This window comes from Streptomyces sp. NPDC088733 (genome assembly GCF_044751185.1).
Classification (GTDB): Bacteria; Actinomycetota; Actinomycetes; order Streptomycetales; family Streptomycetaceae; genus Actinacidiphila.
Genome location: NZ_JBIVLH010000001.1, coordinates 38704 through 57488 on the forward strand (window position 1 = coordinate 38704; position 18785 = coordinate 57488).

Consider the following 18785-nt stretch of genomic DNA (forward strand, 5'->3'; position numbering starts at 1 on the left):
CCCTTCCGCCTCTGCGTCGTCTGCTGCTTCGCCTGCCGGACCCAGGTTATGCGCCGGCACCGACAAAGAAGGGTCGCACGCGTTCGACCATCCAGTCCCCCACGGGGTCCTGTGCGACGTCGAGCAGTACGAGATTGACCGGCCACGGCACCGGGACGGCGCCGAGCGCCGTGCCGAGCGCGGTCATCGCCGCGGCCCGGTCCTCCTCCTGCCAGCGGTCGAGTTCGACGCCGATGAAGAGCACGGCCGGGTCCCCCTCGACGCTGGCCAGGGCGCGGCGCGCGCTGAGCACGACCGGGGTGACGGCGAACTCGCCCGCGGCGGCGGCCAGGAACTCCACCGGCTCCTCGTCCGGCGAGGGCTCCCACAGCCGCACCCGGGCGCCGGTCGGCGTGCCGGGCTCGCGGGCCGTGCGGCACAGTTCCATGACGGCGGGGGGCGGCAGCGGAATCCCCACCGCGCCACCGGGGTTGACCGCGATGCCGACCTGCGGCGGCAGTCCGCGCGCGAACTCGCGGGCCGGGGCGACGGCGAAGTCCATGCCCCGCGCGGCGTGCAGGAACTGCTGCTCGGAACTGAACACCGGGACGAAGGCGCCGCCGCCGAGTTCGATGGTGGGCAGGTCCAGATCGGCGCTGGCCTGGCTGCCGCCGGCCGGCAGCGGGATCCACAACTCCGAGCGGCCGAGCACCTCCAGGACCCGGGCGGTCGCACCGGGATCGCCGAGGGCGGCGGAGAGGACTTCCTCGAGTTCATTGGCGGGCCAGGTACCGGCGGCCTGCTCGCCGGCGAACGCCGGGGCGAATCCGTCGGGTATCCGCTGCCCAGGGATGTTCACTGCGTCTCGCCTCGCAATAACCGGTCGTGGTGCCCTCTGCCAAAACCCTATCCGCAGGCGGGCGCCGCGGACCCCTCCGGGCCCGGAACCGTCACACCGGGCGACCGTCCGGTTGCGAGGGGTCACGACTTCTCACAAGGTGGGGCAGGCAAGGACAAAACCCTCACTTGGGAGATTCCTCAATATGCGCATCACCAGGACCACCTCCGCCCTCATAGCCGCCGCCGTCTGCGGCTCGCTGACGATGGGCCTCACCGGCGGTGTCGCGAGTGCCCACGCCCCGGTCCGGATCACGGCCGTTCACCTGGCGCCTGCCGCCGACGCGGCGGATTCCGGCCGTGCCGACCTCATCGCCAAGCTGGGTGACACGCTGTCGATCGGCGCGAAGCTCACGCAGGAGGCCCAGGCCCAGGGTCCCGACTCCGCGAAGCTCGACGAGCTCCGCCAGGGCCTGGAGGAGGCGACCCGGCAGCTGTCCACGGTCGTCGACCAGGCGGTCGCCTCGGCGGACCCGTCGGCCGAGGACTCCTCCGTCCCCGCCGACCCGGCCGCACAGCTTCCGGCCGACCCCGCCGACGGCAGCGAGCGCGCGGCCGACGCCGTGTCCGACATCCAGGCCCAGCTCAAGAAGCTGGTGGACGACGTCGCCACGCTGGTGAAGGCCGTCGTGGACAAGAACCTCGCGGCGGTGACCGCCGGTGTGGCCACCGTCGTCGCCGACCTGCAGGCGCTGCTGCTGTCCGTGCCGAAGCTGCTGACCGGCCTCCTTCCGCTTCCCCTTCCCGTCCCGCTGCCGCTGGAGGACGAGTCGGCGCAGGACCCGCAGGCCCCGGGCGTGCCCGTGGCGCCCGAGGCCGCCGCGCCGGTCCAGTAGTCCGCCGGCAAGGCAGGTGGCGCCCGGTCACCGCAGTACCGTGGCGGCCCGGCCGCTCAGCCGTCGAAGTCGATGGCCTCGAGCTGCCGGGCCGCTTCGCGGTCCAGCAGCACCGCCGAGGTGCACGCGGCCGGCAGCCGGCCCTCCTCGGCCGCGCGCAGCAGCAGCCGCGAGGCCCGCTGGTGCCGGGCCATGGCGTACGCCGACACCCCCCGCCCCCGCTCCCGCTGCCCGTCACGGGCGGCCTCCACGGGCACGTCGAGCAGCACCAGGTGCATCCCCCGGCCGCGGCGCCGGGCCTCCCGTCCGACCCAGGCGCGCACCCACGGCAGGGTGCCGCAGTCGTGCAGGGCGACACCGGCCCCGGAGCGCAGCGCCCGCCACAGCCCCAGGTAGTGCGCCAGCCGCACCAGGGGGCGGTAGACGGCGTACGGCAGCAGCCGCGGCATGCGGGCCTGCCAGCGTTCACGGACGTCCTGGGAGTCGATCAGCACGGTGTCACCGGACACGCGGCGCATCAGCGTGCTCTTGCCGCCGCCGGGGAGCCCCGAGACGATCAGCACGTCGCCGGCGGGGTAGCGCAGCCGCCGCACCCGGGTGCGCCCCGCGCGCAGGTCGACCAGCCTGCGCGGGCGCACCGAGCGTGCGGCGCGGACCGCGCCGCGGGGAGGGACCGCCGGCCGCAGGGCCGCCGGAGGGGAAGCGGCCGGTGCCCCGGCCGTCGCGTACGCACTCTGCCACCGCACAGTCGCCCTCCCGGTGAGACTTTCAAGAAATGGTAAATCCTCGGTATGCACCTACCCAGGGAAGCGACGCGGTGACGACACGATCGGGACCCGACCGGGACATCGGGGACACGACCGCGACAAGGCGGAGCGGCCGTGCAATGATGGCGGCCTCAATCACATATCGGCCGTTCGAGGCCGCGCGGGAGAGTTCCCCGCTCCCGCCGTGGCGGGCGGGGCGCCGAAGGAGCAAGTCCTCCCTTGAATCTCTCAGGCACAGATACCGCGCGTCCGAGGCACATCTGAAAAGCGGGCGAGCCCTCCCGGTCGGGGGCGGCCGCCCCACCCAAGGTGCAAACCGGGGCTCCTCCGCGCGGAGGGTCCAGGTGAACCTCTCAGGTTCCGATGACAGATGGGGAGGGCAAGCCCCCTTCCTGTCATCGTCCGACCTGTTTTCCATGTCCTTGGGAGCCCGCCCGATGAGTGAACCCCGCCGTACCGCGCTGGACGCCCTGCACCGGTCCCTCGGTGCCACCATGACCGACTTCGCGGGCTGGGACATGCCGCTGCGGTACGCCAGCGAGCGCGACGAGCACACCGCCGTACGGACCAGGGCCGGTCTGTTCGACCTCTCCCACATGGGCGAGATCACGGTCACCGGCCCCGCCGCGGGCGAGGCGCTGGACTTCGCGCTGGTCGGCCACATCTCCGCGCTGGCGGTCGGCCGCGCGCGCTACACGATGATCTGCGCCCCCGACGGCGGCATCCTGGACGACCTGATCGTCTACCGCCTCGGCGACCAGGAGTACATGGTCGTCGCCAACGCCTCCAACGCGCAGGTGGTCCTGGACGCCGTGACCGAGCGGGCGGCCGGCTTCGACGCGGCCGTGCGCGACGACCGCGACGCGTACGCGCTGATCGCCGTCCAGGGGCCGCAGTCCCCCGGCATCCTGAAGTCGCTGACCGACGCGGACCTCGACGGGCTGAAGTACTACGCCGGACTGCCCGGCACGGTCGCCGGCGTCCCGGCGCTGATCGCCCGGACGGGGTACACCGGCGAGGACGGCTTCGAGCTGTTCGTCGACCCGGCCGACGCCGAGAAGCTGTGGCAGGCGCTCACCGACGCGGGGGCGGACGCCGGCCTGGTGCCGTGCGGCCTGTCCTGCCGGGACACGCTGCGCCTGGAGGCGGGCATGCCGCTGTACGGGAACGAACTGACCACCGCCCTCACGCCGTTCGACGCCGGCCTCGGCCGGGTCGTGAAGTTCGACAAGCCCGGTGACTTCGTGGGCCGGCAGGCGCTGGCCGCCGCCGCGGAGCGCGCCGCGGCCGAACCGCCGCGCACGCTGGTGGGCCTGGTCGCCGAGGGCCGCCGGGTCCCGCGCGCGGGCTACCCGGTGGTGGCCGGCGGTGCCGTGATCGGCGAGGTCACCTCGGGCGCCCCGTCCCCGACCCTGGGCAAGCCGATCGCCATGGCCTACGTGGACGCCGCGCACGCCGCGCCGGGCACCTCCGGTGTGGGCGTGGACATCCGCGGTACGCATGAGCCGTACGAGGTGGTGGCCCTGCCGTTCTACAAGCGGCAGCGCTGAGGCCCCGTCCGTACCCCGGGCACAGCCGTCCCACCTGTCAAGACAGCCGTTCACCAGCACATCCCGTCATCCAGGAGAATCACGTCATGAGCAACCCCCAGCAGCTGCGTTACAGCAAGGAGCACGAGTGGCTGTCGGCCGCGGACGCGGACGGCGTGTCCTCGGTGGGCATCACCGAGCACGCGGCGAACGCCCTCGGCGACGTCGTCTACGTCCAGCTCCCGGCGGTCGGCGACTCGGTGTCCGCGGGCGAGACCTGCGGCGAGCTGGAGTCCACCAAGTCGGTCAGCGACCTGTACTCCCCCGTCTCCGGTGAGGTCACCGAGGTCAACGAGGACGTCGTCAACGACCCCTCCCTGGTGAACTCGGCCTCCTTCGAGGGCGGCTGGCTGTTCAAGGTGAAGGTGTCCGAGGAGCCCGCCGACCTGCTCTCGGCGGACGAGTACACCGCCTTCACCGGCAGCTGACGCCGCCGCGGCGCCCCGCCGCCCCGACCTGCCCACCCCGACCTCCGGACGGATGACCCCCCAGATGTCGCTTCTCAACAGCTCCCTGCACGAGCTCGACCCCGACGTCGCCGCCGCCGTCGACGCCGAACTGCACCGCCAGCAGTCCACCCTGGAGATGATCGCCTCGGAGAACTTCGCTCCGGTCGCGGTGCTCCAGGCCCAGGGCTCGGTGCTCACCAACAAGTACGCCGAGGGCTACCCCGGCCGCCGCTACTACGGCGGCTGCGAGCACGTCGACGTCGTCGAGCAGCTCGCCATCGACCGGGTCAAGGCGCTGTTCGGCGCCGAGCACGCCAACGTCCAGCCGCACTCGGGCGCGCAGGCCAACGCGGCCGCGATGTTCGCGCTGCTGAACCCCGGCGACACGATCCTGGGCCTGAACCTCGCCCACGGCGGGCACCTGACCCACGGCATGAAGATCAACTTCTCCGGCAAGCTCTACAACGTGGTCGCCTACCACGTGGACGCCGAGACCGGCCAGGTCGACATGGCCGAGGTCGAGCGGCTGGCCAAGGAGTCCCGGCCGAAGCTGATCATCGCCGGCTGGTCCGCGTACCCGCGCCAGCTGGACTTCGCGGCCTTCCGGCGGATCGCCGACGAGGTCGGCGCCTACCTCATGGTCGACATGGCGCACTTCGCCGGCCTGGTCGCGGCGGGGCTCCACCCCTCCCCCGTACCGCACGCGCACGTCGTCACCACGACCACGCACAAGACCCTGGGCGGCCCGCGCGGCGGCGTCATCCTGAGCACGGCCGAACTCGCCAAGAAGATCAACTCGGCGGTCTTCCCGGGCCAGCAGGGCGGCCCGCTGGAGCACGTCATCGCGGCGAAGGCGGTGGCCTTCAAGGTCGCGGCGAGCGAGGACTTCAAGGACCGCCAGGTCCGCACCCTGGAGGGCGCGAAGCTCCTCGCCGAGCGGCTGACGCGGTCCGACCTCGCCGAGGCCGGCGTCTCGGTCCTGTCCGGCGGCACGGACGTGCACCTGGTCCTGGTCGACCTGCGCGACAGCGAGCTGGACGGGCAGCAGGCCGAGGACCGGCTCCACGAGATCGGCATCACGGTCAACCGCAACGCCGTCCCGAACGACCCGCGCCCGCCGATGGTCACCTCCGGTCTGCGCATCGGCACGCCCGCGCTGGCCACCCGCGGCTTCGGCACCGACGACTTCCGCGAGGTCGCCGACGTCATCGCCGAGGCCCTCAAGCCCGGATTCGACGCGGAGACCGCCAAGGCGCTCGGCGCCCGGGTCGCCGCGCTCGCCGGGAAGCACCCGCTGTACCCCGGCCTGAAGTAACGGCCGTCACCCCGTGTGCGGGACCGCCCGGGCGGGCGGTCCCGCACACTGGACCTTGCGCGCCACACCCGTGCACGCCATCCGCACCACCCGGCGGCGATCCCGCCGGCCACCCACGGACAACGGGGTCCGTGAACCCGAGGAGTCCTTCACCGTGGCCATCTCCGTCTTCGACCTCTTCTCGATCGGCATAGGCCCCTCCAGCTCGCACACCGTGGGCCCGATGCGGGCCGCCCGGATGTTCGCCCAGCGCCTGAAGAACGACGGACTGCTCGTCGGTGTCGCCTCCGTGCGCGCCGAGCTCTTCGGGTCCCTCGGCGCCACCGGGCACGGCCACGGCACCCCCAAGGCGGTCCTGCTCGGCCTCGAGGGCGAGTCCCCCCGCACCGTCGACGTGGAGACCGCCGACGAGCGTGTCGAGCTCATCCGCAGCAGCGGCCGCATCAACCTGCTCGGCGCCCACGACATCCCCTTCTCCGCCGACAACGACCTCGTCCTGCACCGGCGCCGCTCCCTGCCGTACCACGCCAACGGCATGACGCTCTTCGCCTACGACGAGTCCGGTGCGCCCGTGCTGGAGAAGACCTACTACTCGGTGGGCGGCGGCTTCGTCGTCGACGAGGACGCGGTGGGCGAGGACCGCATCAAGCTCGACGACACCGTGCTGAAGTACCCCTTCCGCACCGGCGACGAGCTGCTGCGCCTCACCCAGGAGACCGGTCTGTCCATCTCCGGCCTGATGCTGGAGAACGAGAAGGCCTGGCGCTCCGAGGCGGAGATCCGGGCCGGGCTGCTGGAGATCTGGGGCGTCATGAAGGAGTGCGTCGCCGCGGGCATGACCCGCGAGGGCATCCTCCCCGGCGGCCTCAAGGTCCGCCGCCGCGCCTCGGCCACCGCCCGGCAGCTGCGCGCGGAGGGCAACACGGCCGCCCACGCGATGGAGTGGGTGACGCTGTACGCCATGGCCGTCAACGAGGAGAACGCGGCGGGCGGCCGCGTCGTCACCGCGCCCACCAACGGCGCCGCCGGCATCATCCCGGCCGTCCTCCACTACTACGTGAACTTCGTGGCCCAGGCGTCGACGGAGGCGGAGAAGGAGGACGGCGTCGTCCGCTTCCTCCTCGCGGCGGGCGCGATCGGCATGCTGTTCAAGGAGAACGCCTCGATCTCCGGCGCCGAGGTCGGCTGCCAGGGCGAGGTCGGCTCAGCCTGCTCGATGGCCGCGGGCGGGCTCGCCGAGGTCCTCGGCGGCGGCCCGGAGAAGGTCGAGAACGCCGCGGAGATCGGCATGGAGCACAACCTCGGCCTCACCTGCGACCCCGTCGGCGGCCTCGTCCAGATCCCCTGCATCGAGCGCAACGGCATGGCCGCGGTCAAGGCCGTCACGGCCGCGCGGATGGCGATGCGCGGCGACGGGCGGCACCACGTCTCCCTCGACAAGGTCATCAAGACCATGAAGGAGACCGGGGCGGACATGAAGGTCAAGTACAAGGAGACCGCGCGGGGCGGTCTCGCGGTGAACGTCATCGAGTGCTAGCCCGCGGGGTCATACCTGGCCCGGAGCCCCCCGCGAGAACCTCGCGGGGGGCTCCGCCGTCCCATGTACGGTGCCGTCAGGCGGATTCGTGCTCGAGCAGTTCCACCAGGCTGCCGAAGTAGGGCCGTTGCCGGCGTCCCAGCCCTCCTGGGCACCGAGCTCGATCTGCAGCCCGCGAGCCGCGGCGAGGAGTGCCCGCGCCAGGGGACGGCGAATGTGCTCCGGGTGCGCCTCGAAATCCACGCCGTAGTCGAAGATTTCCCACTGCAGGCTGTCGAGCCCCTGCGCGCGAAGCTGCTCTCGGGTCCGGTCCAGCAGGCTGTTCCAGCCGCGCCGGCCGACCGACCAGTCGCTTCCGTCGCTGAATCCCACCATGGCGGACATCAGTATCCGTCTCCCGGAAACGCAGTCGTCAGCTCTCGTAGTGGTATCGGCACTGCGCGACCAGAATCGAGTCGTCCGTGACTTTGTAGATCAGTCGGTGCTCGTCATTGATGCGGCGCGACCAATAGCCAGGGAAGCCGTGCTTGAGGGGTTCGGGTTTGCCGATTCCCTCATTGCCGTTGCGTGCCACATCTGCGATGAGCGTGTTGATCCGCTTCAGAATCCTGCGGTCCTGGACCTGCCACCAGAGGTAGTCCTCCCAGGCACGGGAGGAGAAGGTGATCTTCACTCCGGGTCCGTCAGCTCCCGCACCGTGCCGCCGCCGTTCTCCAACTCCTCGATGGAAGCCAGGAGGCGGCGTGCGTTCGCGGGGCTGCGCAGGAGATACGCCATCTCCTTCAAGGACTCGTAGTCCTCGAGGGAGACGATGACAACCGGCTCGTGCCCGGCGCGCGTGATCACTATCTCTTCGCGGTCGTCGGTCACCGCGTTGAGCACTTCCGCGTACTTCGCCCGCGATTCCGAGTACGACATGGTCTTCACAGTCGGCCTCCTATAGGTACAAAAAATTGTACGTCCTGCGGTGCGAGCGGGCAACGGAACGGGCGCCGAGGGTGCCGCCGCCCCACACGGCGGCACCCCCGGCGCCCTTCGGACCCGCGACAGGTCGGCGCTTACTCCTCGCCGGCGGGGAGCGCGTTCTCCCGGATCACGTTCGCGTACCAGTGCGCGCTCGCCTTCGGGATGCGGCGCTGGGTCGCGTAGTCGACGTAGATCGTGCCGAAGCGCTTGGAGTACCCGTAGGACCACTCGAAGTTGTCCAGCAGGGACCACAGGAAGTAGCCGCGCACGTCCGCGCCCTGGGCGATGGCCTCGCGCACCGCGTCCAGGTGGGCGTGGAGGTAGCTGATCCGCTGCGGGTCGTTGACCACGCCCTCGGGCGAGACGTAGTCGTCGAAGGCGGCGCCGTTCTCCGTGACCATCAGGGGGAGTTCGGGGTGCGAGGCCGCCAGGTCGGTCAGCAGGGTGCGCAGTCCGCTGGGGTCGATGGCCCAGTTCATCGCCGTGAGGTTGTCGTTGGCGAGGTGGAAGGCGATGTGCTCGGAGCCGCTCCACGGCGAGTGGTCGCTGGCGCCGTGCCCGTCGTTCTTCGTGGTGCCGGCGCCGTCGGCGGGCAGCGAGACGACCGTCGGGGAGTAGTAGTTGACGCCGAGCACGTCGATCGGGCGGGAGATCTCCGCCAGGTCGCCGTCGTGCACCAGGGCGTCCCAGTCGACCAGGTGCCGGGTGTCCTGGCGCAGGTCCTCGGGGTAGGCGCCGTCCAGGATCGGGCCAGTGAAGACCCGGTTCCCGACGGCGTCGATCCGGCGCGCGGCCTCGACGTCGCCCGCGCTGTCGGTGAGCGGGCGCACCTGGTGCAGGTTGAGCGTGATGGAGGTCTGCGCGGACACCGGCAGCGCGGCCCGCAGGGCGCCGATCGCCAGGCCGTGGCCCAGGTTGAGGTGGTGGGCGGCGCGCAGGGTGGCGGCCGCGTCGGTGCGGCCCGGCGCGTGCACGCCGGAGCCGTAACCGAGGAACGCCGAGCACCACGGCTCGTTGAGGGTGGTCCAGACGCCGACCCGGTCGCCGAGGGCGCGGGCCATGATGTCGGCGTACTCGGCGAAGCGGTGGGCGGTGTCGCGGTGCGGCCAGCCGCCCGCGTCCTCCAGTTCCTGGGGCAGGTCCCAGTGGTACAGGGTGGCGACCGGGGTGATGCCGGCCTCCAGCAGCTCGTCGGTGAGCCGGCGGTAGAAGTCCAGGCCGCGCTCGACCGCGGGCCCGCGGCCGGTGGGCTGCACGCGGGACCAGGAGACGGAGAAGCGGTACGCCTGGAGTCCGAGGTCCTTCATGAGCGCGACGTCGTCGCGGTAGCGGTGGTAGTGGTCGGCGGCGATGTCCCCCGTGTCGCCGTTTCTGACCTTTCCGCGGGTGTGGCTGAAGGTGTCCCAGATGGAGGGGGTCCGGCCGTCCTCGGCTGCGGCTCCCTCGACCTGGTACGAGGCGGTGGCGGCTCCCCAGATGAAGCCCTGCGGGAAGGAAGAGGCCGAGGCCGGCCGGGGGCTCGCCTCGGGTCGTACGGCGGTCATCGTGAGAACGCTCCCAAAGTATCGGGTGAACGGCCTGGACAGCGGGGTCCGGCTCGCGGGAAGTGCGGCGGGGAAGTGGGCGTGGGCGCCCGCCGGGTGCGGCCCGCCCTCGGGGCGGGCCGCGGGGCACGGTGGACGCGGCGGCACCTGGGCTGCCGCGGCCTCCGGCCCGGTGCGGTCGGTGTCAGCCCTTCACGGCGCCCGCCATGATGCCTCCGACGATCTGCTTGCCGAAGATCACGAACACCAGGAGCAGCGGCAGGGTGCTGATCAGGGCGCCGGCCATGACGATGCTCTGGTCCGGGGTGTAGGAGGCGCTGAGCTGGCCGAGGGCCACCTGGATCGTGGGGTTCTGCTGGTTCAACGCGAGGAAGGGCCAGAAGAAGTCGTTCCACGCCTGGACGAAGGTGAGCATGCCCAGCACCATCATCGCGGGGCGTGCCACCGGCAGGACCACGCTCCAGACGATCCGGAGGTTGTTCGCGCCGTCCACCTTGGCGGCTTCGATCAGTTCGTAGGGCAGTGCCTCGATGAGGTACTGGCGCATGAAGAAGACACCGAAGGCGCCGACGAGGGTCGGGAAGATCACCGACTCCAGCTTTCCGCCCCAGCCGATGTCCGACATCATCATGAACAGCGGGACGACGCTGAGCTGCGGCGGAATGGTGAGCGTGGCGATGACGGCCGTCATCAGGGCGCCGCGCCCGCGGAACCGCATCTTGGCGAAGGCGTATCCGGCCAGGGTGCAGAAGAACAGCGTGGCGAGCGTGATGCAGCCGGACACCACGATGCTGTTGACGATCGCCTTGCCCAGGTTCGCCTGCTCCCAGGCCGCCTGGAGGTTGCTCCACAGGCGGCCGCCCGGCACGAGCGGCGGCGGCGTGTCCAGGACGCGCTGCTGGTCGTGCGAGGCGGCGACCAGGGTCCAGTACAGGGGGAAGATCGAGCCCAGGCCGACGACGACGAGAGCGGTGTAGGTCAGCGGGCCGGCCTTGAGTTGCTGGCCGGCGCCGAGCTTGAGGCGGCCCCGGCCCCGGCCCTGGGGCTTGGGCAGACCTGCCGCACGGAGGTCCGGTGCGGTGCTGGTGGGACTGGTCGTGGTCATCGAAGTCGCTCCCGTCAGGCCGCGCTCTTGCGCACGAGCCGGCCGACGATCCAGTTGATCAGGGCAATGAGCAGCAGCAGGACGAGCATCGCCCAGGCCACGGCCGCGGCCGGGCCCAAGTGCCCCAGCTTCCAGCCGTAATTGAAGAGATAGATGCTGAGGGTCTCGTACTGGTGCTCGCTGCCGCCGATGGATCCGAGGGTTCCGCCCTGCAACAGCAGCGGCTCACCGAAGAGCTGCATCGAGCCGATGGTGGAGATGACGATCGTGAACAGGATCGTCGGCCGCAGCGAGGGAATGGTCACCTTGCGGAACTGCTGCCACCGCGACGCCCCGTCGATCGCCGCCGCCTCGAACAGGTCGGCCGGCACGGCCTGCATGGCCGCCAGGTAGATCAGCGTGTTGTAGCCCGTCCAGCGCCAGATCACGATCACCGAGATGGCGATCTTGGACGTCCACTCCCCGTTGCCCCAGTCGATGTTGTGGAACCCGACGAAGTGCAGCACCCAGTTGAGCAGACCGCCGTCGGCCCGGAAGACCAGGGCGAACACCAGGGCCGCGGTCGCGACCGAGGTCGCGTACGGGGTGAGGATGACGGTCCGCCACACGGTGCTGGCGCGCAGCTTGTAGTTGAGCAGGTGCGCGAGGCCCAGCGCGACGAGCAGCTGGGGGACGGTGGAGATGACGCCGATCACGAAGGTGTTGCCGACGGCCGTCCAGAACTCGGAGTCCTGGAGGATCTTGGTGAAGTTGTCGAAGCCCACCCACTGGGACTGGTCCAGGCTCGTCATCTCCACCCGGTGCAGGGCGATCCACCCGGTGTAGAGCAAGGGGTAGAGGCCGAAGGCGCCGAAGATGAGGAAGAAGGGCGCGATGTACGCGTAGGGGGAGGCCTTGTCGTCGAAGCGCCACAGCCGGCTGCGCCACGCCTGCCTGCTCTTCGACGCGGTGCCGGAGCCGCTGGGCGGCGGGCTGACGGCGTCCGGGGTGGGGGTCGTTGTTGCCACGGAGGAGGTCCTTCTCTGGGGTTCGGCCGGGTACGTTCGGGACCGAAGTCGCGTCCTTGGGCCGGGCGCCGGTCCCCTCATCCCCCGAAGCGGGTCGGTACGGTTCCGGGCGCGGCACGGCCGGCACGGCACCGTACCGGGACCGCGCGGCGGGCGCCGCGACGCCCTCGCCCTCACGGGCCCGGGTGCCCCCGCCCCCGCGGCGGGCCCTGACCCGCCGCGCGGCCCGGGCACCCGGGCCGGTGCGGGCGGCAGCCAGAGCCGCCCGCACCGGCGTGCGTCAGCCGATGGCCTTGTCGATCGTGTCGGTCGCGGCCTTCCACGCGTCGTCGGGCTTGGTGCCCCGCTGCTCCATGTTGTTGATCTGCGTGGAGATCGTGTCCTTGATCACGCCGTCCTTCGGGCCGAGCACGGCCTCGGGGATGGACTTGGCCTCCTCGGCGTAGATCTGGCCGATGGGGGCGTCGCTGAAGTACGCGAGCGTGGCGTTCTTCACGTCGGGGAGCTCGTAGGCGCCCTGGTTCGACGGGAAGATGCCGGCCGCCTTGAACACGGCGGCCTGCTGCTCGGGGGCCGTCAGCCACTTGACCAGGTCGGTGGCCTCCTTGACGTGCTTGCCGCCCTTGGGAACGGCCAGGAAGGAACCGCCCCAGTTGGCCGCGGTGGTGCCGGGCGCGCGGGAGATGTCCCACTTGCCCTTGTAGGCGTCACCGGAGTTGTTGGAGATCTGGTTGGCCATCCACGCCGGGCAGGCCACGGTGGCCACGGAGCCCTTGCGCAGCGCCGCCGTCCAGGCGTCGGTGAACTGCGGCAGGCCCTGGCTCAGCTTCTTCTGCGCGGCCTCGGCGGCCAGGTTCCAGCCCTGCTGCACGGCCGGGCTGTCCTTGTAGATCGGGTTGCCGTCGGCGTCGTAGTACTGCTTGGCGTCCGAGCTGACAACCGCGTTGTACATGGCGCTCGCGGAGTCCATGAAGAAGGTCCCGGCGGGGGCCTTCGCCTTGTACTTCTCACCGAGCTTGAGGTAGTCCTCCCAGCCGCCGGCGACCGCCTTGGCGACCTCCGCCCGGTCGGTAGGCAGGCCCGCCTGCTGGAAGAGGTCCTTGCGGTAGCACAGCGACATCGGGCCGATGTCCGTGCCCGCGCCGATGACCGCGCCGTCCTTCGTGGTGGCCTGCTTCTCCTTCCAGGACACCCAGTCGCTCACGTTGATCGACTTGCTCAGGTCGGCGAACTTGTCGGCCTGGGTGTCGACGACCTCCTTGATGCGGCCGACCTCGATGCCGGTGACGTCCCCGAGACCGCTCCCCGTGTTCAGCTGCTGAAGAAGCTTCGGGTAGTAGTCCTGCTCGTTCGCAGTGACTTCTTCCTTCACCGTGATGTTCGGGTGGAGCTGGTGGTACTTGGCGAACAGGTCGGCTTCCTTGTAGCCGAACTGTCCGAAGTCGGCCACGGTGAGAGTGATGCCGCCGCCGGAGGCGGACGCGTCCGAGTCGCCGTCGTCACTGCTGCTGCATCCCGTGAGCAGCAGAGCCGAGGCCGCCAGGACCGACGTGGTCAGGACCGCCACTTTGCGGCCGCGACCGCCGCCGGTGCCAGTTATGCGCATTTCCACTACTCCTTGTTCCAGTGGGGGAACGGACCTCAGGATTCGGGCCGTCAGCGGTCGACGGTCCTGACCAGTCCCTCGCGGGTCGAGCGCCGGCCAGTGCAAGAGCGCCACGCACGGCGAAAAAGCACTGGTCATACGGCATTCGATGCACGATCGGAGGGAAAGGCCTGCGGTTCTTCGGCGCCGCGCGAGACGCCCCCGGCGAACCGTGGGACCGCTCCCATGCGGCATGCCGGAAGACTCGTTCGTGACGGGCCAGATGTCAAGAGTTGAAAACGACGTCGTTGCGCAAGCGTGTCCGTCGCGTCACATGGATGTGTCGCGCCGCGGAAGCGTGGTGCACAATCCTCGCAGGTCACGGTTGAGAGGCCGCGGGAGTGCGGCCGGTGGGCCACCCGAGGACCGCCCTCCCGGTCTCCGGGGTCACAATGAAGCAGCCCGCGCAGTACGCCGGAAGGTGAATCATGAGTCCTGCCGCACAGCCACCAGAGGTCACCCGAGCCAGACGCCCCACGCTGAACGCGGTGGCCGCTCGCGCCGGTGTGGGCCGCGGCACGGTCTCCCGGGTGATCAACGGCTCGCCCAAGGTCAGCCCGCAGGCCCGCGCCGCCGTCGAGAAGGCCATCGCCGAACTCGGCTACGTCCCCAACCGCGCGGCCCGTTCGCTGGTCACCAGCCGTACCGACTCCATCGCCCTGGTCGTCCCCGAGTCCGAGACCCGGCTCTTCTCCGAGCCGTACTTCTCGGCCATCATCCGGGGCGTCAGTTCCGGCCTCGCCGACTCCGACATGCAGTTGCTGCTGGTGCTCGTGCGCGACGAGAGCGAGCGGGCCCGGCTCGCCACGTACCTGACCGAACAGCGCGTGGACGGCGTGCTGATGGTGGCGGTCCACCGCGACGACACGCTCCCCGACCTGCTGGCCGAGCGCGCCATCCCGACGGTGCTGGCGGGGCGCCGCGGCGCCGAGGAGCCCCTCGGGCACGTCCGCGCCGACAACGAGGGCGGCGCGCGGGCCGCGGTCCGGCACCTGCTCGACGGGGGCCGGCGCACCATCGCCACCATCACGGGCCCGCTGGACATGGACGTCGCCCGGGGGCGCCTCGACGGCTACCGCAACGCCCTGCACGCCGCCGGTGTCGTGGCCGACGAAGGGCTCGTCGCGGCCGGTGACTTCACCGAGGACGGCGGGCGGGCCGCCATGCGCGAACTGCTGCGGCGGCGCCCCGGACTGGACGCCGTCTTCGCCGCCTCCGACGTGACGGCGTCGGGCGCCATCCTCGAACTGCGCGCGGCAGGACGCCGGATACCCGACGACGTCGCCGTCATCGGCTTCGACGACTCGATCGTGGCCCGGCACACCGATCCCCCGCTGACCAGCGTCCGCCAGCCGATCGAGGAGATGGGCCACCGGATGGCGAAACTGCTCCTCGACGAGATCGCCCAGTTCGGCACGGGCCGGCAGGAAGTCGTCCTGCCCACGCGGCTGGTGGTGCGGCAGTCCGCGTGAGCGCTCCCGGGCGGTGAGCCCGGGCGCGCCGGAACGCGCCGGCCGCGGAGTCGCGGTCACGGCGTCGCCGGCGCGGCCACCAGGCGGACCCGCACCCGCGCGCGGCACCGGCCGGGGCCCCGCGTGCCCTCGGGGCGGCGCGTGCGGAACCCGGCGGCGACGCACCGCCACGCTCAGACCACGATCTTGCGCGGGTTGAAGTTGCCGCCCGGGTCGGCGGCCTCGAAGAGCCCCGCCATGACCGCGACACCCTGCGCCGAGATGTCCTCCGCCAGCCACGGCGCGTGCTCCAGGCCCACCCCGTGGTGGTGCGAGACCGTGCCGCCGGCGTCGGCGAACGCCTGCTGGATCGCGCGCTTGACCGTGTCGTACTCGCCGAGCGGGTCGTCGCCGAAGACGAAGGCGAAGGTGAAGTACAGGCAGGCACCGGAGTGGTACGAGTGCGACAGGTGCGACATCGTCCATCCCCTGCGGCCGATCTCCTCGTACGCGCGGTCGGCCGCCGCGTAGACCGCCGCATGGATGTCGCGCAGCCTCGACCAGGGACCGGCGGTCTCGCTCACGTCGCCGGCGGCGCCGCGGTCGAGCAGGAAGTCGCGGATGTACGGCGTGTCGAACTTCTTCCGGTCGTAGAGCGCGCCGGGTCCCTTGCCGACGCCGATGCCCTGGTGCTTGCGCACGATCCGGTCGATGTGCGACTTCTGGAGTTTCACGTGCGCCTCGCCGCCCTCGAAGCCGATGAAGGACAGGCACATCTCGTCGAGCTTCCAGCCGCGTCTCTTGAGGTACGCCGTCAGCGCGGCCTGGGCCGCCTTCTTGACGCCCTTGGACTCCTTGCCCGTCGCCAGGGAGAAGCCCGTCTCGTGTGCGTCCGAGACCCGGGTGACCGAGGGCGGGACGTCGCTCTCGGCGATCTCCCGCATGGCGGCGAGGCCGTGGTCGAAGTCCTTGAAGAAGTACGCGTGGATGGCGCGCCGCTCGGGGATCCGGTGCACCTGCACCGTGATCTCGGTGATGACGCCGAGCCGCCCTTCCGAGCCCACCACCATCTCCCGCACGCTCGGCCCGGTCGACGCGCTCGGAACGGCGCGGATCACCAGGACCCCGCCGGGCCGCACGACCCGCAGCCCCTTCACGATGTCTGCGATGTCGCCGTACTTGTCCGACTGCATGCCGGACGAGCGCGTGGCGACCCACCCGCCGAGCGAGGAGTGGGTGAACGAGTCGGGGAAGTGGCCCATCGTCCAGCCGTGCCGGTTGAGTTGCTCCTCCAGGTCGGGTCCGAGCGTCCCGGCCTGGATGCGTGCCAGGCCGGAGTCCGTGTCGATCTCCAGCACCCGGCGCAGGCGGCCGAGGTCGAGCGAGACGACCACCCGCGGCTCGTCCGGGTGCGGCTCCAGGCTGCCCGCGATGTTGCTGCCGCCCCCGAAGGGGATGATCACGGCGTCCGCCGCGACGGCGGCGTCGACGACGCCCCGCACCTGCGCCTCGTCGGCCGGGTAGACGACCACATCGGGACAGCGCGCGATCTTTCCAGCGCGCAGGCGGACCAGGTCGCGCAGGCTCTTGCCGTACGTGTGGACGACCCGGGCCAGGTCGTCCACGACGGCGTTCCCGGGTCCGACGATGCCGCGCAGCGCCGCGACGAACTCCTCCGGCGCCGTCGAGGCGGGCACCTCGACCTGCGAGAAGTCGGGCCGCTCGGTGCGCGCGGCCGCCCGGAGGTCGAGCCCGACGGCCCGGTGGACGAACGGGGCGAAGGCGGGCTTGTCCTCGTGGTGGAAGCCGACGCCTTCCACGCCCCAGCCCCACCACTTCATGTGTGTCACCTCATCGGTGCGCGGTGCCTCGGTGCGGCGGGCGGGTTCGGTCACGGGGGTCTCCTTCAGGTGTGACGGCGTGCGGTGGTGTGCGGGCCGAGGATCCGGTCGGTGTGCTCCTCGGCCAGGGCGGCGACCGCCGAGCGGATGCGTTCGCTGAACTCGCCCACCGGCTCGCCGGGACGGGCGGTGAGCGGTTCGCCGAAGACCACCCCGACCGGCAGGCGGCCCGGCTGGGGCCAGTTCGATCCGCGGGGGTGCGCCGCGTGCGCGCCGATGACCGCGACGGGGAGCACCGGCACCGCGGCCGACGAGGCGAGCGCCGCCGCCCCGGGCTTGAACGCCCCGAGCGATCCGTCGCGCGAGCGGGTGCCCTCGGGGAAGATCAGCAGCGGCACTCCCCGGTTCAGCAGTGATCTGGCGCTCACCTTGCGGGCGTTGGTCCCGCTGCGGTCGACCGGGAAGGCGTTGAAGAACAGGGCGGTCAGGCCCCGCCGCCGCCACACGTCGAAGAAGTAGTCGGCGGCGGCCCCGACCGCGAGGTAGCGCGCCAGCCGGCGGGGCAGCGCGCCCATGATGAGGGGCGTGTCGAGGTGCGAGGTGTGGTTGGCGACGACGACGTACGTGTCCTCGACGGCCGCCAGCCGCTCGCGCCCGAGCACCGTGACGGTGGTCACGCTCCAGACGACGGGCTTCAGCAGCCCGCGCTGCGCGACGAACCGCGCGGCGGCGTGGGAGCGTGAGGTGAAACGGTCGCGCATCGTCGCGGCCATCCGCTTCCTTCCGGTGCGGGCTCGCCCGCACTGCTTCTTTCAGGGAGTGGGAGTGTCGTTGCGGCTGGACGAGATCCGCCGCGAGATCCATCGCACCGAGCGGCGCGGAAGATGGCGCGTGCCCCAGATGAGCAGCCGGTACCGGAAACTCGGTATGGAAATGACCCGTCCGCGCCGTACGTCGCGCAGGCTCGCCGCCACGAGCCGGTCGGCGTCGAGCCAGAGGAAGTCGGGAATGCCCGACGAGCGGATTCCGGCCCTGGTGTGGAATTCGGTACGGACCCAGCCCGGACAAAGCGCCGTCACGGTGACGCCCGTGCCGCGCAGTTCGTTCGCCAGGCCCTCGGTGAGCAGGGTCACAAAGCCCTTGACGGCCGAATAGCTGCCCATCGTGACGAAGCCGGCCGTGCTCGACACATTGACGATCGCGCCGCGGCCGCGCTCGCGCATGGCCCGCCCGGCGGCGCCGCCGAGCACCATGACCGCGCGCCCCATGACCTCGATCGCCCGGTCGTGCGGCACGGTGTCGGCCGAGGTCATCGATGCGTGCACGCCAAAGCCGGCGTTGTTGACCAGCATGTCCACCGGACGGGCGGGGTCCGCCAGCCGGGCGGCGACCCGCTGGACGTCGGCGCGGTCGGACAGGTCGGCGCGCAGCACCTCGACGGCGCGGCCCCGGGACTCGAGCTCGGCCGCCGTCCGGGCGAGCCGCTCGCGGTCGCGCGCCACCAGGACGAAGTCCCATCCGCGGTCGGCCAGAGCGCGTGCGAACGCCGCGCCGATTCCCGACGTGGCACCGGTGACGAGCGCGACCCGCGTGCCGCTCAACATGGTTTCACAGGGCATCTGATCGGCATACGAACTCCCCGTTCATAACGGCGATATGAGATGGCAAGCGCTTTCACGCCGGTGATCCGGAAGCGGTCTTCCGAGCCGTCCGACGGGCGGGCCGGAAAGCGGGCACAGCACACCCCTGTTTTCCGGCTCACATCCTTCGACCGGGCATGCGCCGATCCTGTGACACCCGTTTTCGGGCGTGATCACGCGAACTCGGGAATCGCCCCGCCTGTCACACATCGGCCCC

The 18785-nt window shown here is 71.3% G+C and carries 18 protein-coding genes and 1 riboswitch; of the genes, 6 read left to right on the forward strand and 12 right to left on the reverse strand.

What is annotated here, in order from left to right; genetic code table 11:
* Window positions 1–46: 46 nt before the first annotated feature.
* Window positions 47–817, reverse strand: a complete 771-nt coding sequence (locus tag ACIP64_RS00150; RefSeq protein WP_401581090.1) for an enhanced serine sensitivity protein SseB — start codon at window positions 815–817, stop codon at window positions 47–49.
* 205 nt (window positions 818–1022) lie between these two features.
* Here ACIP64_RS00150 and ACIP64_RS00155 point away from each other — a divergent pair, with 205 nt between their 5' ends.
* Window positions 1023–1712, forward strand: coding sequence for a hypothetical protein (locus ACIP64_RS00155; protein WP_401580143.1), 690 nt, complete (start codon window positions 1023–1025; stop codon window positions 1710–1712).
* 56 nt (window positions 1713–1768) lie between these two features.
* Here the strand turns inward: ACIP64_RS00155 and ACIP64_RS00160 are convergent, their stop codons facing one another.
* Window positions 1769–2458: an AAA family ATPase gene (locus ACIP64_RS00160; RefSeq protein WP_401580145.1), complete on the reverse strand. Its 690-nt coding sequence runs from the start codon at window positions 2456–2458 to the stop codon at window positions 1769–1771.
* A 172-nt stretch (window positions 2459–2630) separates the two neighbouring features.
* Window positions 2631–2733: riboswitch (glycine riboswitch) on the forward strand.
* A gap of 183 nt (window positions 2734–2916) precedes the next feature.
* On the opposite strand from ACIP64_RS00160, the gene gcvT reads away from it, so the two are divergent.
* The 4 genes from gcvT to ACIP64_RS00180 all read left to right on the forward strand — a co-directional run bounded on the left by gcvT (window position 2917) and on the right by ACIP64_RS00180 (window position 7369).
* Window positions 2917–4029, forward strand: a complete 1113-nt coding sequence (gene gcvT, locus ACIP64_RS00165; protein ID WP_401580147.1) for a glycine cleavage system aminomethyltransferase GcvT — start codon at window positions 2917–2919, stop codon at window positions 4027–4029.
* Between the two features lie 86 nt (window positions 4030–4115).
* Entirely contained in the window at window positions 4116–4496 is a 381-nt protein-coding gene (gene gcvH / locus ACIP64_RS00170) for a glycine cleavage system protein GcvH (protein WP_360909670.1), read from the forward strand.
* Window positions 4497–4560: 64 nt separating this feature from the next.
* A complete protein-coding gene (gene glyA / locus ACIP64_RS00175; RefSeq protein ID WP_401580149.1) occupies window positions 4561–5832 on the forward strand; it encodes a serine hydroxymethyltransferase in 1272 nt (423 codons plus the stop codon).
* Between the two features lie 154 nt (window positions 5833–5986).
* A complete protein-coding gene (locus tag ACIP64_RS00180; protein WP_360909674.1) occupies window positions 5987–7369 on the forward strand; it encodes an L-serine ammonia-lyase in 1383 nt (460 codons plus the stop codon).
* A gap of 9 nt (window positions 7370–7378) precedes the next feature.
* On the opposite strand, the gene ACIP64_RS00185 is transcribed toward ACIP64_RS00180, so the two are convergent.
* From ACIP64_RS00185 to ACIP64_RS00215, 7 genes are all read right to left on the reverse strand, one after another.
* Complete coding sequence (locus tag ACIP64_RS00185; protein ID WP_401580151.1) at window positions 7379–7753, reverse strand: hypothetical protein; 375 nt, start codon at window positions 7751–7753, stop codon at window positions 7379–7381.
* 28 nt (window positions 7754–7781) lie between these two features.
* The gene (locus ACIP64_RS00190) at window positions 7782–8042 is read right to left on the reverse strand and encodes a Txe/YoeB family addiction module toxin (protein ID WP_401580153.1); all 261 of its coding nucleotides are present in this window, start codon (window positions 8040–8042) and stop codon (window positions 7782–7784) included.
* Complete coding sequence (locus tag ACIP64_RS00195) at window positions 8039–8296, reverse strand: type II toxin-antitoxin system Phd/YefM family antitoxin (protein ID WP_401580155.1); 258 nt, start codon at window positions 8294–8296, stop codon at window positions 8039–8041. The genes ACIP64_RS00190 and ACIP64_RS00195 overlap by 4 nt, the downstream gene beginning before the upstream one ends.
* A gap of 131 nt (window positions 8297–8427) precedes the next feature.
* Window positions 8428–9879 (reverse strand): GH1 family beta-glucosidase, encoded by a 1452-nt coding sequence (locus ACIP64_RS00200; protein ID WP_401580157.1) that lies wholly within the window; start codon window positions 9877–9879, stop codon window positions 8428–8430.
* A 184-nt stretch (window positions 9880–10063) separates the two neighbouring features.
* Window positions 10064–10984, reverse strand: coding sequence for a carbohydrate ABC transporter permease (locus ACIP64_RS00205; RefSeq protein WP_401580159.1), 921 nt, complete (start codon window positions 10982–10984; stop codon window positions 10064–10066).
* 14 nt (window positions 10985–10998) lie between these two features.
* Window positions 10999–11991 carry a carbohydrate ABC transporter permease gene (locus ACIP64_RS00210; RefSeq protein WP_401580161.1) on the reverse strand — a complete coding sequence of 331 codons (993 nt, stop codon included), beginning with the start codon at window positions 11989–11991 and terminating at the stop codon, window positions 10999–11001.
* Between the two features lie 280 nt (window positions 11992–12271).
* Complete coding sequence (locus tag ACIP64_RS00215; protein WP_401580163.1) at window positions 12272–13597, reverse strand: ABC transporter substrate-binding protein; 1326 nt, start codon at window positions 13595–13597, stop codon at window positions 12272–12274.
* A 467-nt stretch (window positions 13598–14064) separates the two neighbouring features.
* Between ACIP64_RS00215 and ACIP64_RS00220 the strand changes: the two genes are divergently transcribed.
* Window positions 14065–15108 (forward strand): LacI family DNA-binding transcriptional regulator, encoded by a 1044-nt coding sequence (locus tag ACIP64_RS00220; protein ID WP_401580165.1) that lies wholly within the window; start codon window positions 14065–14067, stop codon window positions 15106–15108.
* A gap of 173 nt (window positions 15109–15281) precedes the next feature.
* Here the strand turns inward: ACIP64_RS00220 and ACIP64_RS00225 are convergent, their stop codons facing one another.
* From ACIP64_RS00225 to ACIP64_RS00235, 3 genes are read right to left on the reverse strand one after another with little or no spacing between them, the layout of a single operon-like run.
* Window positions 15282–16982, reverse strand: a complete 1701-nt coding sequence (locus ACIP64_RS00225; protein WP_401580167.1) for an FAD-binding oxidoreductase — start codon at window positions 16980–16982, stop codon at window positions 15282–15284.
* 11 nt (window positions 16983–16993) lie between these two features.
* Complete coding sequence (locus ACIP64_RS00230) at window positions 16994–17701, reverse strand: lysophospholipid acyltransferase family protein (RefSeq protein WP_401580169.1); 708 nt, start codon at window positions 17699–17701, stop codon at window positions 16994–16996.
* 39 nt (window positions 17702–17740) lie between these two features.
* On the reverse strand, window positions 17741–18532 hold the full coding sequence (locus tag ACIP64_RS00235; protein WP_401580171.1) for an SDR family NAD(P)-dependent oxidoreductase: 792 nt from the start codon (window positions 18530–18532) through the stop codon (window positions 17741–17743).
* Between the last annotated feature and the right edge of the window lie 253 nt (window positions 18533–18785).

Bases quoted from the DNA above. Each gene is read 5' to 3' on its own strand.
- ACIP64_RS00200 (WP_401580157.1), bottom strand. From the start codon at position 9,879: ATGACCGCCGTACGACCCGAGGCGAGCCCCCGGCCGGCCTCGGCCTCT.
- ACIP64_RS00185 (WP_401580151.1), bottom strand. From the start codon at position 7,753: ATGTCCGCCATGGTGGGATTCAGCGACGGAAGCGACTGGTCGGTCGGC.
- gcvT (WP_401580147.1), top strand. From the start codon at position 2,917: ATGAGTGAACCCCGCCGTACCGCGCTGGACGCCCTGCACCGGTCCCTC.
- ACIP64_RS00155 (WP_401580143.1), top strand. From the start codon at position 1,023: ATGCGCATCACCAGGACCACCTCCGCCCTCATAGCCGCCGCCGTCTGC.
- ACIP64_RS00220 (WP_401580165.1), top strand. From the start codon at position 14,065: ATGAGTCCTGCCGCACAGCCACCAGAGGTCACCCGAGCCAGACGCCCC.
- glyA (WP_401580149.1), top strand. From the start codon at position 4,561: ATGTCGCTTCTCAACAGCTCCCTGCACGAGCTCGACCCCGACGTCGCC.
- ACIP64_RS00230 (WP_401580169.1), bottom strand. From the start codon at position 17,701: ATGGCCGCGACGATGCGCGACCGTTTCACCTCACGCTCCCACGCCGCC.
- ACIP64_RS00235 (WP_401580171.1), bottom strand. From the start codon at position 18,532: ATGTTGAGCGGCACGCGGGTCGCGCTCGTCACCGGTGCCACGTCGGGA.
- gcvH (WP_360909670.1), top strand. From the start codon at position 4,116: ATGAGCAACCCCCAGCAGCTGCGTTACAGCAAGGAGCACGAGTGGCTG.
- ACIP64_RS00215 (WP_401580163.1), bottom strand. From the start codon at position 13,597: ATGCGCATAACTGGCACCGGCGGCGGTCGCGGCCGCAAAGTGGCGGTC.
- ACIP64_RS00205 (WP_401580159.1), bottom strand. From the start codon at position 10,984: ATGACCACGACCAGTCCCACCAGCACCGCACCGGACCTCCGTGCGGCA.